17 protein-coding genes are annotated in these 14,310 nt (G+C 39.5%); 9 read left to right on the plus strand and 8 right to left on the minus strand.

The features are described 5' to 3' along the window. Positions 1–20: 20 nt before the first annotated feature. Positions 21–752 (minus strand): sortase-associated OmpA-like protein PdsO, encoded by a 732-nt coding sequence (pdsO, locus tag AAEY68_RS11955; RefSeq protein WP_350585979.1) that lies wholly within the window; start codon positions 750–752, stop codon positions 21–23. Between the two features lie 204 nt (positions 753–956). Here pdsO and pdsR point away from each other — a divergent pair, with 204 nt between their 5' ends. The 3 genes from pdsR to AAEY68_RS11970 all read left to right on the plus strand — a co-directional run bounded on the left by pdsR (position 957) and on the right by AAEY68_RS11970 (position 4,230). Continuing rightward, a complete protein-coding gene (pdsR, locus tag AAEY68_RS11960; protein WP_350585980.1) occupies positions 957–1,646 on the plus strand; it encodes a proteobacterial dedicated sortase system response regulator in 690 nt (229 codons plus the stop codon). Next, the gene (pdsS, locus tag AAEY68_RS11965) at positions 1,646–3,784 is read left to right on the plus strand and encodes a proteobacterial dedicated sortase system histidine kinase (RefSeq protein WP_350585981.1); all 2,139 of its coding nucleotides are present in this window, start codon (positions 1,646–1,648) and stop codon (positions 3,782–3,784) included. Before pdsR ends, pdsS begins: the two co-directional genes overlap by 1 nt. Positions 3,785–4,065: 281 nt before the next feature. Continuing rightward, on the plus strand, positions 4,066–4,230 hold the full coding sequence (locus tag AAEY68_RS11970) for a hypothetical protein (RefSeq protein WP_007581574.1): 165 nt from the start codon (positions 4,066–4,068) through the stop codon (positions 4,228–4,230). Between the two features lie 2 nt (positions 4,231–4,232). On the opposite strand, the gene AAEY68_RS11975 is transcribed toward AAEY68_RS11970, so the two are convergent. Next, positions 4,233–5,486: a multifunctional CCA addition/repair protein gene (locus AAEY68_RS11975; protein WP_350585983.1), complete on the minus strand. Its 1,254-nt coding sequence runs from the start codon at positions 5,484–5,486 to the stop codon at positions 4,233–4,235. Between the two features lie 132 nt (positions 5,487–5,618). Between AAEY68_RS11975 and AAEY68_RS11980 the strand changes: the two genes are divergently transcribed. Then, entirely contained in the window at positions 5,619–5,846 is a 228-nt protein-coding gene (locus tag AAEY68_RS11980) for a hypothetical protein (RefSeq protein ID WP_007581571.1), read from the plus strand. A gap of 18 nt (positions 5,847–5,864) precedes the next feature. On the opposite strand, the gene AAEY68_RS11985 is transcribed toward AAEY68_RS11980, so the two are convergent. From AAEY68_RS11985 to AAEY68_RS12000, 4 genes are read right to left on the minus strand one after another with little or no spacing between them, the layout of a single operon-like run. Next, on the minus strand, positions 5,865–6,365 hold the full coding sequence (locus AAEY68_RS11985; RefSeq protein WP_076923624.1) for a DUF1543 domain-containing protein: 501 nt from the start codon (positions 6,363–6,365) through the stop codon (positions 5,865–5,867). A gap of 8 nt (positions 6,366–6,373) precedes the next feature. Beyond that, positions 6,374–7,723 carry a sigma 54-interacting transcriptional regulator gene (locus AAEY68_RS11990; RefSeq protein ID WP_350585984.1) on the minus strand — a complete coding sequence of 450 codons (1,350 nt, stop codon included), beginning with the start codon at positions 7,721–7,723 and terminating at the stop codon, positions 6,374–6,376. Positions 7,724–7,725: 2 nt separating this feature from the next. Next, entirely contained in the window at positions 7,726–8,271 is a 546-nt protein-coding gene (locus AAEY68_RS11995) for a hypothetical protein (protein ID WP_024598655.1), read from the minus strand. A gap of 1 nt (position 8,272) precedes the next feature. Further along, on the minus strand, positions 8,273–9,730 hold the full coding sequence (locus AAEY68_RS12000) for a sensor histidine kinase (RefSeq protein WP_350585985.1): 1,458 nt from the start codon (positions 9,728–9,730) through the stop codon (positions 8,273–8,275). A 330-nt stretch (positions 9,731–10,060) separates the two neighbouring features. On the opposite strand from AAEY68_RS12000, the gene AAEY68_RS12005 reads away from it, so the two are divergent. The 4 genes from AAEY68_RS12005 to AAEY68_RS12020 all read left to right on the plus strand — a co-directional run bounded on the left by AAEY68_RS12005 (position 10,061) and on the right by AAEY68_RS12020 (position 11,215). Then, entirely contained in the window at positions 10,061–10,294 is a 234-nt protein-coding gene (locus tag AAEY68_RS12005; RefSeq protein WP_350585986.1) for an EF-hand domain-containing protein, read from the plus strand. Between the two features lie 24 nt (positions 10,295–10,318). Then, positions 10,319–10,546: an EF-hand domain-containing protein gene (locus AAEY68_RS12010; protein WP_007581559.1), complete on the plus strand. Its 228-nt coding sequence runs from the start codon at positions 10,319–10,321 to the stop codon at positions 10,544–10,546. A 186-nt stretch (positions 10,547–10,732) separates the two neighbouring features. Beyond that, complete coding sequence (locus tag AAEY68_RS12015; protein ID WP_007581558.1) at positions 10,733–10,969, plus strand: EF-hand domain-containing protein; 237 nt, start codon at positions 10,733–10,735, stop codon at positions 10,967–10,969. A 9-nt stretch (positions 10,970–10,978) separates the two neighbouring features. Beyond that, positions 10,979–11,215 (plus strand): EF-hand domain-containing protein, encoded by a 237-nt coding sequence (locus AAEY68_RS12020; RefSeq protein WP_007581557.1) that lies wholly within the window; start codon positions 10,979–10,981, stop codon positions 11,213–11,215. A gap of 51 nt (positions 11,216–11,266) precedes the next feature. Here the strand turns inward: AAEY68_RS12020 and AAEY68_RS12025 are convergent, their stop codons facing one another. Next, positions 11,267–11,719 (minus strand): energy transducer TonB, encoded by a 453-nt coding sequence (locus tag AAEY68_RS12025; RefSeq protein ID WP_350585987.1) that lies wholly within the window; start codon positions 11,717–11,719, stop codon positions 11,267–11,269. 175 nt (positions 11,720–11,894) lie between these two features. Then, positions 11,895–12,416: an energy transducer TonB gene (locus AAEY68_RS12030; protein WP_350585988.1), complete on the minus strand. Its 522-nt coding sequence runs from the start codon at positions 12,414–12,416 to the stop codon at positions 11,895–11,897. A 172-nt stretch (positions 12,417–12,588) separates the two neighbouring features. On the opposite strand from AAEY68_RS12030, the gene AAEY68_RS12035 reads away from it, so the two are divergent. Next, the gene (locus AAEY68_RS12035) at positions 12,589–14,271 is read left to right on the plus strand and encodes an amidohydrolase (protein WP_350585989.1); all 1,683 of its coding nucleotides are present in this window, start codon (positions 12,589–12,591) and stop codon (positions 14,269–14,271) included. The last annotated feature ends 39 nt before the right edge of the window (positions 14,272–14,310 follow it).

The raw sequence follows: 14,310 nt of genomic DNA on the forward strand, positions 1-14,310 counted from the left end.
ACGCTTTGTTTTAAATAGTTTTAGTTGCTCGCCGTTTGGCCATTTGCTGGGTTCATTGAGCGAGTGGTAAGCGTTACGCGTCTATCAAAAAAGTTATCTTCCACCGTGTTGCTATTAGCCAATGTTTGCTGCTCGCCAAATGCCTGCGTGCTTAAACGTTTATGGCTCACACCGTGTTTTATTAAATAGCTTTGCACGGCATTTACACGCGCTTTAGAAAGTAAAAAGTTAGCTTGCTCATCGCCGCGTTGATCGGCAAAGCCACTTAAATCAAGTGCGAGTTGTGATTGGTTGTTTAACAAGGTAACGAGTTGATCTAACTGCAGCGCAAAATGCGGGGCAATAACACTTGAACCTGTTTTAAATTGCACCGTCATCGCCAATAAGTTATTAATTTGAACTTGAGTTAACTGCTCATTTTGATTGGCAAGCACTTCTAGCTGTTGCTCTAACATATTATTGTGGTTAAGCACGTGTTGGTAATCGCTGGTTTTTTCTTTCATAACCGTAATTGCACGCTCTTGCTCTGCAATTTTGTTATCTGCTACTTTTGAATCACCTATTAAACCACCGGCAAATGCCCCAATAAACGCACCTATTGGCCCGCCTACTACGCCGCCAATAATAACGCCTGCACCTAGCCCAATAGCCGTTTCTTTATGGGCTTCTTTTGATGGCGTGTTAGATGTTGAGGCAATTGCTGGAGTACAAAAACTAGCAATCAGTGTTAACGCAATTAATGTCTTCTTCATGATTTGATCCTTAAACTTACTTTTTAATTTGTGATGTTTTGTTTTGATGGGTGTATTAAAACAAGTTCAAGTGGCAATAAAGGGGAGCAAAAATGGCAAACTGCTGAGCAATTGTGGCAAAAAAATGGCAATTGCCTTTTTAAGCGTACTTAGCTTAAAAACTTCGATATAGTGCACAACAGAGGCAATAGGATAATGATTAGAATGAAAAAAATAGCCATCGTTGAAGATGAACCCGCAATCCGCGAAAACTACATAGAAATGCTGAGCGCACAGGGCTATCACGTTAGTGGCTTTGCAGATCGCGCCAGCGCAGAAGCTGAATTTAAAAATGCCCTGCCCGATTTAGCCATTGTTGATATTGGCCTAGGCCATGAAATAGATGGTGGTTTTTTACTGTGCCAAACATTGCGAGCGCTTTCTAAAACACTGCCTATTATTTTTTTAACCGCCCGCGATAGCGAAATAGATACCGTATGCGGCCTGCGCATGGGCGCCGACGACTACCTAACAAAAGACATAAGCTTGGCTCACTTGGCTGCACGTATTGGTGCGCTGTTTCGCCGAATGGAAGCACTTGAGCAACCCGCTGATGCAAACGCACTCATAACACGCGGGCAATTAACGCTCGACACACAACGTATGCAGGTATTTTGGCAACAACAATTAGCTGATTTAACCGTAACCGAATTTTGGATGCTGCATTCACTCGCCCAGCGACCAGGCCATGTTAAAAGCCGTAACGAATTAATGAGCGATGCTAAAATTTATGTAGACGACAGCACCATTACTTCACACGTAAAACGTATCCGTAAAAAGTTTATAGCACTCGACAGCTCCTTTGATTGCATAGATACCGTGTATGGCATGGGCTATCGGTGGGAACAACACTAATGCTACGATTTGGTCTGCGCAGTAAATTTATATTACTTTCATGTTTTTTGTTTTTGCTGCCGTGGCTTGGCTACGAGTACGTATGGGAAATGGAAAAGTTTTTACGCCAAGGCCAAGAAAAAACCCTCGTAGGCACTACTCGCGCACTTGCTACTGCATTACATGAGCGCCCCGCATTATTTGACGAGCAAACCAACTTTTTAGACCAAGTAGTAAAAGGCCGCGATTTATACGCTTATAATCTTAAAAACCCTATTCAGCTCGACGGTAAACTTAACGATTGGGACAGCTACCAGCCGTTATTTTGGCATTACGACAAACGCTACTTACAAAAAGCAGATAACAAACATCAAGCCAGTGACTTATCATTTGATCACATGGTGGGAAAGTTTGATAACTACTTATACGCCGTATTTAAAGTCACCGACAATACCCTTATTTATCGCGCTAAAAATAGCTTAAGCATTACTAATAACGATTATTTACAAATTGGCCTAAAAACGCCTGACGGCCAGTTTAACACTTACATTATTGCGCCACGCCAAAACGGCTGGGTTAATGCGTTTGATGCAAAAACCAAAGCCCCTTTTACTAAAATCCAGGGCTATTTTGAAAGTACCGAATCTGGTTATAACGTAGAGCTGCGTTTTCCTATCAACATGCTGGGCAACAAACTTGGCTTTGCCATTGTTGATGTTGATAATAAAGAGGCGTTGTTAGAGCCTAAAATAATGTCGACCTCAAACTTAAATAACCCAAACGATTTAGGCTCGGTACTCGTACCTTCCCCAGAAATTAGCCGTATTTTAAAAGGCATGGGCCACAGTGGTAGCCGCATTTGGGTAGTTGATAACCATCATCGCGTACTTGCACAATCGGGTACTATTCAAAATGCAGATGGCGTATGGGCTGATGGGCTTGCTAACCAAGCACCTAAAACTTGGTGGCAGCGCTTTGAGCAAAATTACTTGCACCCAATTTACTATAAAATATTAACGCGTCCCGAAAATGAGTTTTTAGATACCCTGCACGATGTAGCTTCTATGCAGGGCACACATTTAGCTAAAGCATTAAAAGGGCAACCAGCATCGTCTTGGCGCTTAACTCCCGACAGCAAAGCTGTTATTTTATCGGCCGCTTACCCTATTTGGATCCAAGACCAAGTAATTGGTGCAGTAATAGCAGAGGAAACCACTAACGGCGTACGTACGCTACGTAATAAATCGCTCGAAAAACTGTTCAACGTTATTTTAGCCGTAATGCTAATTGGTACTGTCACCTTGTTCTTTTTTGCCTCGCGTATATCGAACCGAATTAGGCGACTGCGCGATACAGCTGAACAAGCAATTGATGCACAAGGGCGTGTTACCGGCAGTATTAATTACAGCGATGCTAACGATGAAATTGGCGATCTGTCTCGTAGTTTTTCAAACATTGTTAGTCGACTTGGTGGCTATACCGATTACTTAGAAAATATGTCGTCGCGATTATCACACGAGCTGCGCACGCCGGTTGCCGTAGTACGCTCGTCACTCGAGAACTTACAAAGCTTGCCGCAAAACGAGCTGAGCCAAAAATATCTCGATCGCGCCAGCGAAGGCGTTGAACGCTTAGGTAAAATAATAACCATCATGAGCGAAGCCACTCGCCTTGAACAAAGTATTCAAAGCAACGAACCTGAGCCTTTTGATTTACAAAAAGTAATAAATGGCTGCATGCAAGGCTATCAGCTTACTTACCAACATCAGCTATTTACGCTTGATGTATGCCAAAACAAATTACCTATGCAAGGTGCACCGGAGTTTATAGCTCAGCTACTTGATAAGCTTATTAATAACGCGCTGGAGTTTAGTGAAGCCAATACGGCTATTAATGTAGGCCTTAAGCAGAGCGAAAATAAAGCAATATTAACAGTGAGTAACACAGGCCCCGCGTTACCCGAAGGATTAACTGAGCATATTTTTGACTCTATGGTGTCGGTACGTAGCCAGCAAATGCAGCAACAGCCACATTTGGGGTTAGGTCTTTATATTGTAAGGCTGGTGTGCGACTACCATAAAGGCAGTGTAACAGCGCAAAATAACGAGCAAGGTGATGGTGTCGTATTTACCGTAACGCTGCCGTTAGTTACTGGCTAAGGCTGTATTTTTACCATTATATTTGTACCGTTATATTTATAGCTACAGCATTATATGCAAATAGTAATTACGCAATAAATTAAATTCAGCTGTATATTTTTCGTTAAAAACAGTTACTTTAATTTACCTTAACTCCATATAAATTAACAAACAAACCCCTCCCACCCCTCAAAACCTGCCAGTTACAATTTAGTACAACTTCAAATGTAACTATTCACTTTTAATTCAGTCGAATGACCATACCCTACATCATATTAAAGTATTAAATTGAAGGAATACTCATGAAACCATCACTAGAGCGTGAAGAACTAGACTTTATTTTTGACTTATACAGGCCCTCTAAAAAACCGGAGTCTGAAAATGTAAAACCTAAAAGTACAAACTACAAAGAACTAAGAAAGCACGACGCGACTAAAAACCAAGGCGTATCGCACTACTTAGTCTAATTTTATTGCGCTTGGGACTTCTCATGTTCTAAAAATGCTTTAATGCAGTTTATTTCTGCAAGTTTTACTTCTTCGCCTATTTCAGGGCCTTTTTTGCCATTTTTAAGTGCATTTTGCACTACCAGTTTCTTATCCATTTTTTGCAGTTCAGTATGAATTGCTCGCAGCTTAGCTGCTTGCGGGTATGGCTTATCAACCAGTGTTTCACCACGCCCTTGTGCATCGCATTGGCATGCTTGGGTAAACGCTATAAAACGTTCTGGGTGTACCAACGCATTTAAGTTAGTCACTATTAGCTTATGAATAGTTTGCGGCCTTAACTGATCAATCGTGTGGCAAAGGGTATGATTATCACTGGTGAGTACACCAACATCGCGAAAACGATTAGGCACTTTTAAGCGCTCACAAAACGCCTCAATAACTGCAACACCTTCGCGTTCGTGCCCACGTAGGTTTCCATACTTTTTAAAACTAAGCGCTTTTCCAAAATCATGGGTTAGTGCAGCAAAACGTGCTTCCAAGTTAAAATTTAAATCGGCAGCACGCCTAAGTACCAGCATAGTATGTACAAATACATCCCCTTCAGGATGATGGGTTGCTGGTTGAGGTACGTTAACCATGCGCTCAAGCTCTGGAAAAATGCCTAAGCCTTGCAGTGCTTCAAAATAAAGCTCAGGGTACTTTTCACCCAGTGCTTTTTCGGTTTCAAGCCACACGCGCTCTGGTACTAAATGATTTAGCTCACCTTTATTTTTAAGCTCGCGCATTAGTGCATAAGTACTTGGGTGAATACGCCAATCACTGCCATAGCGCGCTAAAAAACGGGCAATACGCAGTACTCGAACAGGGTCTTCTACAAATGCCTCCGTGGTGTGGCGCAGTGTTTTATTTTGTAAGTCAGTTTGGCCATTAAACGGGTCAATAATATTACCGTGTTCATCAAGCGCCATTGAATTTATGGTTAAATCACGCCTTGCTAAATCTTCTTCTAGCGTTACAGTTGGGCTGGCATCAACCACAAAGCCTGTATAGCCCTTGCCACTTTTACGCTCTGTGCGCCCGAGTGCATATTCTTCTTTTGTTTTTGGGTGTAAGTAAACCGGAAAATCGCTACCTATTGGTACAAAACCTAGCGACTGCATTGTTTCTGGCGTTTCGCCAATTACTACATAATCGTTATCTTTTGATTTTATATTTAGCAGCTTGTCGCGAACTGCCCCACCAACGAGGTAAACTTGTTTTAAGTTACTTTTCACTTTATTCCCATAAACATTAATAAAATTGTTTGATGTTAATCATAACATTAATTAAAAAATTCTGCGGTGTTTGCCAAGCTCAAGTAAGCTCATTACAATGGCGCATTATTTTCAGCTATAGCCTCACAATTAATGAAAAACCATTCATCAAAAAAAGAACTTATGTTACTACCCATTTTATTAGTGGTTATTTTAATGTGTGTGGCGGGTCACTTTTTACTACAAGCAAATTTTCAAGACAGTAATGTGGTTGAATACATGTTAGCAGCACTGCCGTTTGCTATGTTTGGATTGGTTATTGTGGCGTTTAAAATGGCGGCTAAAAGCGAAAAGGATGAACAAAACGAGCAGGACTCTTAATCCTGCTTTTTGGCTGATTTAAAGTACGTGGTAGCCAAACCAGTCTGGCTTTATCGGCTGCGATATACCGCTGGGCGTGAGTTTAATGTTTAGCTGGCTGTCGAGTAAATCAATAGCAAAGCAATCGTCTACGTCATGTAAATCATCTTTATGAATATGGCTAAGGCCTGCAAGTAAATCGTTTTTAGCGCGCTCTTTAGCTTCATGGCTACTACTTGCAACATACAGTGCAAAGTCGTGTTGCTCAGCCATAGAGTCACTCCTATAAGCCCCTAAATTTACAAAATAGAGTTGTTTATTTTGCTCCACATAGCTATCGACTACTTCTACTTTAAAGCCATCAATGTGATTAATTGCCATGTAACTATCCATGTGAACACTACTTCTGTCGCCTACCCACTGGCTTTTTAACTTTGAGTAGGTTTGCTCTATATTCTCCCCAACTACAAAACGAATATCATGCATTTCAATGTGGCAACCTCGAATCCGGCCACCTAAATAAACCATAAATAACTGCATGCTTTTCCTTAACCTAAATTATCAACATCAATATTATGCTTTTTAATCAACTTATAAAAATCTGAGCGGTTACGTTTAGCAAGCTTAGCGCCTTCGGCTACGTTACCACCTGCCATTTTTAAAGTGTTAATTACATAGTCGCGCTCAAACTCTTTTTTAGCGTCGTTTAGTGATAATGGTTCTACATTTGTTTCGTTACTATTTAGCGCTGCTAACACTAAGTGCTCTGAAATAACATCGCTTGGCGTTAATGCTACGACCTGCTCTACTACGTTTTGTAGTTGGCGGATATTACCTGGCCAGTCGTAACGCACAAGCGCATGCATAGCATCGCTTGCAAAGTGTTTTTCAGTTTGCTTCATGCGCTTAGCAATGCTTGCACTAAAGTGCTGTGCTAATAAGCTTATATCTTCGCGGCGCTCACACAGTGGCGGTAATTTTAAATTAACTACGTTTAAGCGATAGTATAAATCTTCTCTAAATTGTTGGTTTAAAATAGCTTCAGGAAGATTTTTATGTGTAGCCGACACTATGCGTACATCAATTGCTATTTCTTCTTGAAAGCCCACCGGGCGAATTGTTTTTTCTTGTAATACGCGCAGTAACTTAACCTGCAAGTTAAGTGGCATATCACCTATCTCGTCTAAAAATAACGTGCCGCCCTCAGCTTGTTGAAACAACCCTTGGTGATCTTTAATTGCGCCTGTAAAAGAGCCTTTTTTATGACCAAATAATTCGGACTCTAAAAGCTCCCCTGGTACAGCGCCGCAGTTAATTGCAACAAAAGGTCCGTTACTTACATGGCTATGTTGATGAATCGCCTGTGCGAGTAGCTCTTTACCTGTACCACTAGCCCCTGAAATTAGTACATTAACTTGTGTTGGCCCAAGTAGTTTTACTTGCTCGAGCAAGTGAAGCATTGTGCCGCTACGCGTAACAATATTACTTTTAGGTGCTGCTTCATCAGCGTTAACACCGTGAATTTCTATCGCTTTAGCAAGGCTGTCAAATAGCTCATCTTTATCTACAGGTTTAGTTATAAATGCAAAAATGCCCTGCTTAGTTGCCTCTACTGCATCAGGAATTGAACCGTGCGCTGTCATCATAATGACAGGTAATGCAGGGTAGCGGCTTTGCAACTGACGATGCAGCGCCATGCCATCCATTTCATCCATACGCAAGTCGGTTATTACGGCGTCAAACACTTGGCTTTTAAGTATTTGTAGTGCGGTTAAGCCGCTTTCACAGGTCGTTACTTCGTACCCTTTTGATTCGATACGAATAGCGAGCAGTTTTAATAAGCTAGCGTCGTCGTCAACGAGTAATACTTTTGCACCTTGCACTTTAGTTGCTACCATAGTTACTGCTCCTTAGTTTCTTCTCGTAGTAAAAGCTGCTGCTCAATTGTTGCTAAAGATGAGAGGGTTTCTTGCATTTTATTGTTAAGTGCTTGCTGCTCTTTTTTAGCATTTATTTGCATAGTCACTTGCTGCTTTTGAAGCCATAAATATTGCTTTATATCATCTGGCCAAAAGTAAGCAAGATCGAGTTTTAGCAACTTAGTCATTACTGTATTTGGATCATCATTTATGTTTAAGCACATAAATTTAAAAAAGCGTTTAAGATCGTTTTCGCCTGTAAAAATATCTTTTTTTGGCACCAATTTAAATCCGCCACACTGATTAGCGTGCCATGCAATAACTTGCTCTGCTGGAGGGTAGCTAGGTTCTATTTTTGGTCTGGGTTTTGGGCTTGGTTTGCTGTTTTTGTCGTTTTTTATTTTAGTATCGACCACAGGTGCTGGTGTAATTGACACACGCTCTTCTTGCCCATTATTAATTTCACAACCTGATATAACCATGCTGCTACTGAGCACACATAAAATAGCGATTAAACGCAAGCGCATGTTAATTAACTCCTAGATTTTTTGTTATGGGAATTTTAATTGAAAACCGGCAACCATGCGGCTCGTTATGCTCAACAGTAAGTGTACCTCTTAGCTGTTCAACAGATTCTTTCACAATAGTTAAGCCAAGCCCACTGCCTTGCAGCGTAACATTTTTACTGTGTTTACCTTGATAAAATGCGCTGAAAATTTGAGTTTTTTCTTGCTCTTTAATACCGCACCCTTTATCAAGCACAGCAATGCAAAGTTGGTTTTGCTCAAGTGCTAAATTAATAGTAACGCTTTGCTTATCTTGTGAAAATTTTAAGCCATTTGAAATAAGCTGAATTAAAATCATCTCAATAAGCTCACTAGGTAAAGCAAGCTCTTTATTAGGTAAGTTATTTTGCCATTGCAGAGCTTGCTGACGCGCACTTAAGCGATGTTCAAAATGGCTATTAATTTTATTAATAAGATAGCTAAACTCAACTTCGCTTAGGCTGTCTTTACTGGTGCGAATTGCATTATAACTCAGCAGGCTGTCAATCATTGTACGAAGGCGCACCATAGATTGGCTAATAAGCTCAAGCACTGCTTTTTGCTCAGCAGTAATTGGGCCTACTATTTCATCAGTTAGTAAATCAGTGCCTTCGACCATTGAAGCAAGCGGCGTTTTTAGCTCATGGGTAACATGGCGTAAAAAGGTATCTTTTTGCTGCTCAAGCATATGTAGTTGCTCTTGCACCCATTGGAGTTTTTCTCCTAGCTCAACTAGCTCAGCGGAACCTTTAACTGATATTTTTTGCTGCCAATGTCCCTGTCCTAACTTATCAATAACCGTGGTTAACCCTTTTAGTCGTCCACTTATGCGCCATAAAAAACCACCACCTACAATTAAAGTAAGTGGAATAAGTGCCACCAGCCAGTTTATAAATGAGGCTTGCAGGCTTGTCAGCTCATTTTGGTTATTGGTAATTTGCGCTTCGTTTTTATCACGTAACCATAAAGTAAGTTCAGCGACTAAATCGCTCACTGGGACAAACAACTCAGCTTGTTGTTGTTTTTGCTCAACCAATTCAACATGCGCGGTTTGTAAGGTGGTATATAAGCGTTGCCATTGGTGGGTATAATCTTTATTCATGTTTACAAATTTAAGCTCATCAATGCTTTGCAGGGATGATTGCCATTTATCAACAATGAGTTTGTCGAGCGATTCACTTTTTAATACCCAGTTTTGCCTAGTGGCCCGCTCAAGACTGTTGAGTTCTTGTTTTAAAGTATTAAACGATTTAGTAACTTGGTAATTGTTACTTACAAGACTTTGAGTAATAGCTAATTGCTTGTTAAGCGCATTTAAAAATACAATCACCACTATAGAAAGCGGGAGCAACGAAAGCAGCATACTCATTGCAAATTGCCCGATTAAATTAGGCCGCCAGTTAAGCATTGCTTGGTATTTTTTAGCTATGGTTGCTGGCATTTCGTTTAGTCCTTTTAAGTTAAGCGTTCTATTATTAAGTGCTTACCTTATACACTAGCTGAACCAGCAATTATATTTAATACAATTAACAGCCAGTGCTACAAAAACAATGTGTCGCCAAATAGAGACAGCGTAAATCATTGATTTTAAAGATATCTCTTTAATCTCGCTACATAGTGTTGCAAAAGACATACAAAAATTACAATAAACCCCGTAAAAAATTCTCACTCTCCTCAAGTTAAAACGCTAAGTAATTGAAAATTAATAACAATTATTATTGGCATCATTTTTGTAATGCTGTTACTAACTTTAATCAATAAGGAAATAATTATGAACAAACGCATTTTAGTAGTTTCATCATTACTAGCTTTAGGCTTTTTAGGCGCTAACGCACACGCAATGGACGTTCACGCGACTTTTAACGAGCTTGATAAAGACAGTAACGGTACATTAAGTGAAGCCGAAGCAGGTGAGGATGCCGTTTTACACGAAAATTTTTTACAAATTGATACTAATCAAGATGGGCAATTGTCGCTAGATGAATTCAAAAAATTTATTCAATAAACTCATTTAATAAGGAACGTGATTATGAAACAACTTATAGCCGCTTTTTCATTAATGTTTTTAGCAATTAGTGCCACCGTAATTGCATCGCCAACAAACGTGCGCTTTGCTCATTTAGATAAAGATATGGATGGACAAATATCAATTGTAGAAGCAAAGGAAGACAAAGAAGTAATGAGACAATTTGCCGACTTAGATGAAGACGGTGATGAAAAAGTCTCAAAAAAAGAATTTGAAAGCTTTAAGCCTTAATGAGTAATTACTGATTAAGCTTTACTTAAGCTTGTTACAAGTAAACTGAATTTAAAAGCATTTGCCATAATCCCTGAGGGAGTGTGTAAAAGGATTTAATGTTGGGAGTTAAATTACGGCAAGTGCTTTTTCCTTTTTACTTTATTTTAGCCACGAACTTTTAATACATCTTTTGGAAGGAAAACCATGAAGATACTTTCCCTTGTTATAAGCATTTTAATGCTATTAAGTTTTGATGCCGCGGCACTTGATGTAAAGCAACGCTTTGATCACCTAGATAGCGACAAAAGTGGCTATTTAACACACGACGAACTTGATCCCCAACCACAACTTTTAAACACCTTTGTAAAATGGGACAAAAACCAAGATAACCAAATTTCGCTAGTCGAATTTAAAAGTTATCTAACTAACAACCTTTACTAAGTGATTTATATGAAAAGTATTAGCTATATAACGCTGCTGGCGTTTAGTATTTTTAGCGCATTTAGTTTTGCCGCAAGTAACGACATTGCAAAGCAATTTAAAAAGCTAGATAGGAATAAAGACGGTTTTTTATCACGTTCAGAAACAGCTATAGACCCGGCTTTGTGGTCACGGTTTTCAAGCTACGATAGTGACAAAGACGGTAAATTAGCATTAAATGAATATGGCTTATATGCAAGTAAGTAGATTTATAGCTAGATAAACAAACACCTAGCTTATTATATCTATTAATTACGTTCAGGCTTTATTTTTAGAACAATGCGCCAAATACTCTGCATCAGTAGGTTTTGGGCTCACCATAAAATCCATTTTGAGATAAGTTAGGATAGGTTGCTTACTCGTATTTTCAGTTGTCGCTTTCCAGCGCCATAAACCCACAGCAGCTGCCGCATTATTATCAAACACGCCCTCGGGGTAAGACGAAATGATGTTATACCCTTGAGCCCTACCTTGTGAGTTAACTAGCACAGATAACTCAACACAGCCTGAAATACTTTTCTTTGCAGCTTCTATCGGATATCGCGGCTCTACTCTTTTAACAACATCCCAGTATTCACCTGCCTTACTTCGCAGTTCAGGACTCGATAAATCAATAAAACTCAGCATTTCATCGCTTACTTGTTTATCAGACGTTGAACTACAGGCTGTTAGCATCATACTCAAGGGGAGTAATAAATAGAGAGCTTTCATAGCATTTCCTTATTCTTGATGCTTATTTAGTTATTTATAAATATTAGTATTAATACCCATCTAATTTTATAAAGGTTCGAGCTAAAATATTACACACACCGAAAGTAATTTTAAAGTGAGGTAAATAAGTACTTTTTTCAAACCTTGTAATTTTCTCGTTACTTGAAATGTTTCATCAGTAGGAGATTTTTTTAGTTTTTCCTGTTACTTGAAATGTTTCGCCAGCCGGACAATTTTTTAAATATTTTTTACCTACTGGTATTGAATCAATCATAAAATCAATTCTAATATGAGTAAGTATAGGTTGTTTAGTTACATTTACGTTAGTAGGCAGCCAGGCCCATGTATTTAAAGATTGAGCTGCGGCTTCATCAAATAACCCTTTAGGATATGAAGAAATTACTTTATATCCCTGCGCCTTACCCTCAGCATTAATAATAGTCATGAGTTCTACACAACCTGCAAGACCTTTTTTTGCAGCAGCTATTGGATATCGTGGTTCTGTTCTTGTGGAAATATTCCAATAGTCTTTCACCCTGTCGCGCAGTTCAACACTTGATAAATCTATATAATCGCGTATTTCAGCATTTGATACATCAGTATGGTTTAGCTTTTCTACACTCTTATCTACAGTAGGTGTCGATCCACATGCCGCAAGTAATGAAGTTAATGGGAGTAATAAATAGAGGGCTTTCATAGCGTTTCCTTATGCTTTATTGATTGTTTTACATACTAAATAATCACATCAATTACCTATTTTGTAAACAGTTAATATAGAGAAAAACATTAAAATGAGGTCTATCAATTCATTGGTATTATAAAATCAAGTTTGTTAGTGTAAGTAAATTAACAATAAAAATTAAGTAACTATGCCACTCAAAAAAATAATCAAACCACTCATACTAGCCAGCCTTTGCGCTAGTTCTAGCTACACTCTCGCACAAACAAAAGTAATTTATAACGCCAATGGTTATACCCCTTTATACAAAGGTGAAGTACAGCAGTTTTCTACCCTCGTTATTAAAAATGGCAAAGTAGTTAAGCTCGGTAGCGAAACACTTAAAGATAGCTACCCAGATGCCAAGCTAATTGACGCGCACGGTAATACCTTATTACCTGGCTTAATTGATGCTCATGGGCACGTTATTGGCCTTGGCGACAATTTATCGCAACTTGACGTACGCGGCGCAACATCGGTTGATGAAGTAACAAATAAACTAAAAGTATTTGCCGATAACAAACAAGGTTGGATTATAGGGCGTGGTTGGAACCAAGAGCTTTGGGCTGATACACGCTTTCCTACAGCTAAAGATTTAGACAAAATAGTTAGCGATCGACCTGTGGTGCTTTCTCGGGTTGACAGCCACGCCATTTGGGTTAATTCAAAAGCGCTCGAACTTGCTGGTATTACAGCCAAAACAAAAGCGCCTGAAGGCGGTGAAATAATTAAAGACGAATTTGGTAATCCTACAGGTATTTTTGTAGATAAAGCAGAATCGCTAATTACCCAGCATATGCCAGCCCCCTCAAAACAAGATATAAGTGACTCACTTGATGCAGCAGGTAAGCATTTATTAAGTTTAGGCATTACCTCTACTCACGATGCAGGTATTGATAAAACCACATGGGAGGTTTACAAAGAGCGCGGCGACCTTGGTAATTTACCATTACGTATTGTGGCAATGCTAAGTGGTGCAAGTCCTGATTTAGGCACAATGTTAAAGGCAGGCCGATACCACGACAAAAATGACTTTATGGAAATTCGCAGTGTTAAAGTTTACGCCGATGGTGCACTTGGCTCTCGCGGAGCCGCTCTGATTGAAGAATATGCAGACAGACCTGGTCACCATGGTTTAATGCTTGAAACACAAGAAAAACTCGAAGCGCTCTTTACACAAAGCTTTAAAAGCGGCTTTAGCGCAAATACCCACGCAATTGGCGATAAAGCAAATAAAGTAGTACTTGATGCTTATCAAAATGTGTTTAAAAAAACGGGCGGTATATTACTACGTAACCGAATAGAGCACGCACAAATTGTAACGCCTGAGGATATCCCTCGCTTTAAAGCGTTAAAAATAATCCCTTCAATGCAGCCAGTACATGCCACATCTGATATGCATATGGCAGAGCAACGCTTAACTGAAAAACAATTAAGCGGTGCCTATGCTTGGCAAACATTTTTAAAGCAAGGATCGGTTGTTGCAGCAGGCTCTGATTACCCGGTAGAGCTTGCAAATCCATTTGATGGTTTGTATTCAGCCATTACACGCATGGATCATAACAAACTACCTGAAAACGGCTGGCGCGCAAGTGAAGTACTAAGTCGCGAAGATGCATTACGTGCATTTACTCTCGGTGGCGCTTATTCAGCTCATCAAGAATTTAAGGTGGGTAGTTTAGAAAAAGGTAAATGGGCCGACTTTATTTTACTTGATAAAGACTACTTTAAAGTACCTGTTGACGAGATATACAAAACAAACGTATTGCAAACATGGGTAGCAGGAATAAAACGGTACGAAAAAACCAAAACAGAAAATACTATCGATAAATAAATAAAAAGGGTTAACGCAAGTTAACCCTTTTTATTTGTG

The sequence above is a fragment of the Pseudoalteromonas sp. RB2-MNA-CIBAN-0110 genome (genome assembly GCF_040309305.1).
Classification (GTDB): Bacteria; Pseudomonadota; Gammaproteobacteria; order Enterobacterales; family Alteromonadaceae; genus Pseudoalteromonas; species Pseudoalteromonas arctica.

Bases quoted from the DNA above. Each gene is read 5' to 3' on its own strand.
- AAEY68_RS12010 (WP_007581559.1), top strand. From the start codon at position 10,319: ATGAAACAACTTATAGCCGCTTTTTCATTAATGTTTTTAGCAATTAGT.
- AAEY68_RS12030 (WP_350585988.1), bottom strand. From the start codon at position 12,416: ATGAAAGCCCTCTATTTATTACTCCCATTAACTTCATTACTTGCGGCA.
- AAEY68_RS12035 (WP_350585989.1), top strand. From the start codon at position 12,589: ATGCCACTCAAAAAAATAATCAAACCACTCATACTAGCCAGCCTTTGC.
- AAEY68_RS11970 (WP_007581574.1), top strand. From the start codon at position 4,066: ATGAAACCATCACTAGAGCGTGAAGAACTAGACTTTATTTTTGACTTA.
- pdsR (WP_350585980.1), top strand. From the start codon at position 957: ATGAAAAAAATAGCCATCGTTGAAGATGAACCCGCAATCCGCGAAAAC.
- AAEY68_RS12005 (WP_350585986.1), top strand. From the start codon at position 10,061: ATGAACAAACGCATTTTAGTAGTTTCATCATTACTAGCTTTAGGCTTT.
- AAEY68_RS12000 (WP_350585985.1), bottom strand. From the start codon at position 9,730: ATGCCAGCAACCATAGCTAAAAAATACCAAGCAATGCTTAACTGGCGG.
- AAEY68_RS12020 (WP_007581557.1), top strand. From the start codon at position 10,979: ATGAAAAGTATTAGCTATATAACGCTGCTGGCGTTTAGTATTTTTAGC.
- AAEY68_RS11995 (WP_024598655.1), bottom strand. From the start codon at position 8,271: ATGCGCTTGCGTTTAATCGCTATTTTATGTGTGCTCAGTAGCAGCATG.
- pdsS (WP_350585981.1), top strand. From the start codon at position 1,646: ATGCTACGATTTGGTCTGCGCAGTAAATTTATATTACTTTCATGTTTT.
- AAEY68_RS12025 (WP_350585987.1), bottom strand. From the start codon at position 11,719: ATGAAAGCTCTCTATTTATTACTCCCCTTGAGTATGATGCTAACAGCC.
- pdsO (WP_350585979.1), bottom strand. From the start codon at position 752: ATGAAGAAGACATTAATTGCGTTAACACTGATTGCTAGTTTTTGTACT.
- AAEY68_RS11980 (WP_007581571.1), top strand. From the start codon at position 5,619: ATGAAAAACCATTCATCAAAAAAAGAACTTATGTTACTACCCATTTTA.
- AAEY68_RS11990 (WP_350585984.1), bottom strand. From the start codon at position 7,723: ATGGTAGCAACTAAAGTGCAAGGTGCAAAAGTATTACTCGTTGACGAC.
- AAEY68_RS12015 (WP_007581558.1), top strand. From the start codon at position 10,733: ATGAAGATACTTTCCCTTGTTATAAGCATTTTAATGCTATTAAGTTTT.
- AAEY68_RS11985 (WP_076923624.1), bottom strand. From the start codon at position 6,365: ATGCAGTTATTTATGGTTTATTTAGGTGGCCGGATTCGAGGTTGCCAC.